Genomic DNA, 3,978 nt, shown 5'->3' with positions numbered 1-3,978 from the left:
ACATTAATTTAACTTTTTACTGTTTTTATTGTTTTTTTTATTGTTGTTTTGTTTTGTAAATGTTAAATATATATACCCCAATTATTAATGGGGTATATAAATAATAACATTTAGGGATTCAATAATGATACAAGTGAACAAATTATTTAAAAAAGCTGCAGTTTGCGCAGCAATTTGCTCTTCATTAACTTTTTACAGTGCAACTGCATTAGCAGGAAACGTTGATGGTGCGATTAAAGGGGTTGTAACTCAACAATCAAGTTCAGCGCCTATTGCTGGGGCAACTGTTACTATTTCTAACAAAGAAAATGGTTATGTTAAACAGTTGATTGTAGATTCTAAGGGGCAATTTAACTTAGGTTCAATTCCAATCGGTAATTATGATATTAAAATAGAAAAAGATGGCTATCAGACATCTGTGTTAAATGATGTAAATATTGCAATTGGTAAGTCTTCGTCTCTTGAAATTAATATGGTTGCAGGTGACTTCGAAGTTATTTCTGTGACTGGTAGCCGAATTGCACGTGTTGACGTTACAAACTCAGAAGCATCATTTAATATTTCCGCAGATGAATTATCGCGCTTACCTGTTGCTCAAGATATTACATCTGTTGCAATGCTATCTCCCGGCGTAAATTTAGGTGATGCACGGTTTTCAGATGCTAAAGGTAGTTCATTAGGTAGTTTTGGCGGTGCTTCTCAAGCTGAAAATGTTTATTATGTAAATGGTCTTAATATGACCAATTTCCGCAATGGTGTTGGCGGGTCTACTATTCCATTTTTGGCTTATGACTCTTTCCAGATTAAAACAGGTGGTTACTCAGCTGAATTTGGACGCTCTACTGGTGGTGTTGTTAGCTCTGTAACAAAAAGTGGCTCTAACGAGTTCCATTTTGGTTTACAGCATACACAAAATCTTGATTCGCTCTATGGGAAACGTCCAAACTCTTATTATTTAGCTGATGATTGTAGCTATAAAGCTGAAAATGGTGACGTTGTTGAAGATTGTGCCAACCGAATTGGTGATATTATTACCGATAATAGTGGTGATTCAAGAGAGTCAAGAAAAACAGATCTTTTTGCAAGTGGTGCGTTAATTGAAGATACTTTATTTTTCTATGGTCTATATGAATTTAGAGAGACAAATTACGATGACATCCAAACTCGTGGGACAACATTATTAAATCGTAATGATGACGACCCTTATTATTTAGCCCGTCTTGACTGGAACATCAATGAAGACCATACCTTGATGGGATGGATTTTCAAAGATGAAACAACTGAAAATTCGACAACATATGATAGGGATGAAAATGGTGTTTTAGATACAGAAAACACTTCATCATCTAGTTCATTAACTGGAGGCACTAGTTGGTCAATACGTTATAATGGTAATATTACGGATTATTTTTCAGTGTCTGCTATGGCGGGTAAAGTTGAATTTAATGATACAACCCGTTCAGATGGTGCAGATTGTCCTGCAATCATTGATGCTCAAAATGGACAAAATCTTGGTTGTTGGGATCCTTCAGCATTTCAGATATCAACAAATAGTGACGAACGTAAGCAATATAGAATTGATTTTGAATGGCTAGTAGCTGATGATCATCAGTTACGTTTTGGTTATGATGCAGAGAAAAACACTTCAACTAGTGAAGTAGAGCTTTCTGGTGGAATTTATTACCGATATATTGGTTATGATGCCGGTGCGATTTTACCAAATGGTTATGAGATTCAAGATTCAGGCCGGTATGTTCGTGTACGTAATTACAATGTTGGCGGTGAGTTTGACATCAATAACGAAGCATTTTATATCGAAGATACTTGGAATATAACCGACCGCCTAACTGCAACTATTGGTTTCCGTTGGGATAGCTTTGAAAATCTTAATGCAAGTGGTGATACATTTGTTAAAATAGACAATCAATTTGCACCGCGCTTAGGGTTAGCTTATGATCTGTTTGGTGATGGCGAGCACAAAGTATTTGCTAATGCCGGACGTTACTTTTTACCTGTTGCTTCAAACACTAATGTTCGCTTAGCTGGTGCAGAGTTATATACTCATGATTACTACACAATACAAAGTGAAGGTACTGACGGTGTTCCTGTTTTAGGAGATAAACTAGGTGATACTGACGTAATTGGAGATGGAACGACTCCAAGTCCTGTAAGTGTTCGCGATAGTGGCTTAGCCCCAATGTATCAAGATGAGCTTATCTTAGGGTATCAAGGTATGATAAACGATGATTGGTCTTTTGGTGTTAAGTATACACGTCGTGAAGTTCAAAGTATTATTGATGATGGTAGTATGATTGAAGCATTTAAAAGTATTGGTTTAGAGGGGGCTGCAGCTAATCATTTCTTACTATTTAATCCTGGCGAAAGCGTATCATTCCAGTATGATTATAATGGCGATGGAACTCTTGAGGATTATAACTTTAGTGCTGAACAATTAGGTTACCCAGACGCTAAGCGTAGTTATAACTCAGTTGACTTGATGTTAGAAAGAGCATGGGATGGTGTGTGGATGTTTAACGCAACTTATACATGGGCTCAAAGCTACGGCAACGCAGAAGGTTATGTTAAATCAGATAATGGTCAAGATGATGCTGGCCTAACAACTGATTGGGATTACCCTTATCTAATGGATGGTGCTAATGGTTATCTACCTAATGACCGTCGTCATGCATTAAAACTATTTGGTTCTTATTCTGTTACTGATAATTTATTAGTTGGCGTAAATGCAAATATTACTTCAGGCCGTCCACGTAACGCGTTAGGTGCTGGGTATGCACCTGATCAATCTCAATATCAATATGGCGATACTTACTATGTAGGTGATACTAAATTTTCGCGCGGTAGCTTTGGTCGTACGCCTTGGACATCAACCATTAATGCTAATGTTAAATATGATTTAAGCAGTTTTGCAGCGTTTGATTCAGCATATGTTGCTCTTAATGTTTATAACTTATTTGATGCTTCAAATGTAACTACGTATGAAGAACTTGCAGAAGAGGACGCAGCATTTAACTCTAATGCAAAATTTGGCAGTGCTTTATACTTCCAATCTCCACGTCGAGTTGAAGTTGTATTTAATATGATGTTTTAGTGATTAATCTAAATAAAATTAACATTTGATAACAAGCACTATACTTACTGTATAGTGCTTTTTCGTTAACTCAAAGTTTAGAAATAGGTTCCGATATGAGAAATTTAAATTTAATGGTGTTATTAGTTTTATTAATTTCTTTGGTGGCTTGTGTAAGTTTGCCAATTAAGAAGGATATTAGAGAAGGACATTTTAGATTAAAGAATTTTCAGTTTGAGCAAGGAAAAAAACGGGAGTATGTTTATCTAATGTGTAATAGTAAATCGCCATCTCAATGGGTCACTGCAAGACAATATGAAGCGGGACGTCATATACTATGGGTTAAAGCTTCTATAGGCAGTAGAGATTTTTCGTCCGCCGAAAGAAATGCATTTGTAAAGTTTGAAGTAGATCTAGAGTCTGGTAAAGATTATCAACTCAATAGAGAGATTGTTGGTGACAGTATTATTATTTGGATAGCAGAAGGGAACGGCTCAAATATTAATATTTTAGAGAAATTAACATCACCGTTAACGCGTCCATTAGTTATAGAAGAGCGCTTGAGGAAAGACCAGTGTTTAGAAGGTACAATTTAAAGTTAAACAGTAATTAAATTATTTATATTTGGGCTAAATTAGCCTATCCTCTAGGCTCATTCATCAGTGAGCTTAAAGCATGATAGATAAGGCGTTATTACTTAAAACTCGCGAGTTATCAGATCGATTAATCGCCCTACAAACCCCGATCCGTATCTTAGATGCGATAAATTGGGATAAAAGCATAAAAGAAGAGTTTTTTAGACAAAAATGTCAAAAAAATCCACTGGTTGATAAAGCCTATTATCAGCAACGGGATCTAGGTTTTGTACCTAGCGAGCTACGCCAAGCATT

2 protein-coding genes and 1 pseudogene are annotated in these 3,978 nt (G+C 36.1%); all 3 read left to right on the top strand.

The window, feature by feature from the left end; all coding sequences use genetic code 11:
• Positions 1-124 precede the first annotated feature (124 nt).
• A complete protein-coding gene (locus tag H5158_RS22160) occupies positions 125-3,109 on the top strand; it encodes a TonB-dependent receptor (RefSeq protein WP_182719664.1) in 2,985 nt (994 codons plus the stop codon).
• 95 nt (positions 3,110-3,204) lie between these two features.
• Positions 3,205-3,684, top strand: coding sequence for a hypothetical protein (locus tag H5158_RS22155; RefSeq protein WP_182719665.1), 480 nt, complete (start codon positions 3,205-3,207; stop codon positions 3,682-3,684).
• A gap of 79 nt (positions 3,685-3,763) precedes the next feature.
• Positions 3,764-3,978 (top strand): annotated as a pseudogene (locus H5158_RS22150) (flavohemoglobin expression-modulating QEGLA motif protein); the annotation flags it as partial.

The organism is Pseudoalteromonas sp. SR45-6, from assembly GCF_014163545.1.
GTDB classification, from domain to species: domain Bacteria; phylum Pseudomonadota; class Gammaproteobacteria; order Enterobacterales; family Alteromonadaceae; genus Pseudoalteromonas; species Pseudoalteromonas rhizosphaerae.
This window is presented reverse-complemented; position numbering and strand designations above follow the sequence as displayed.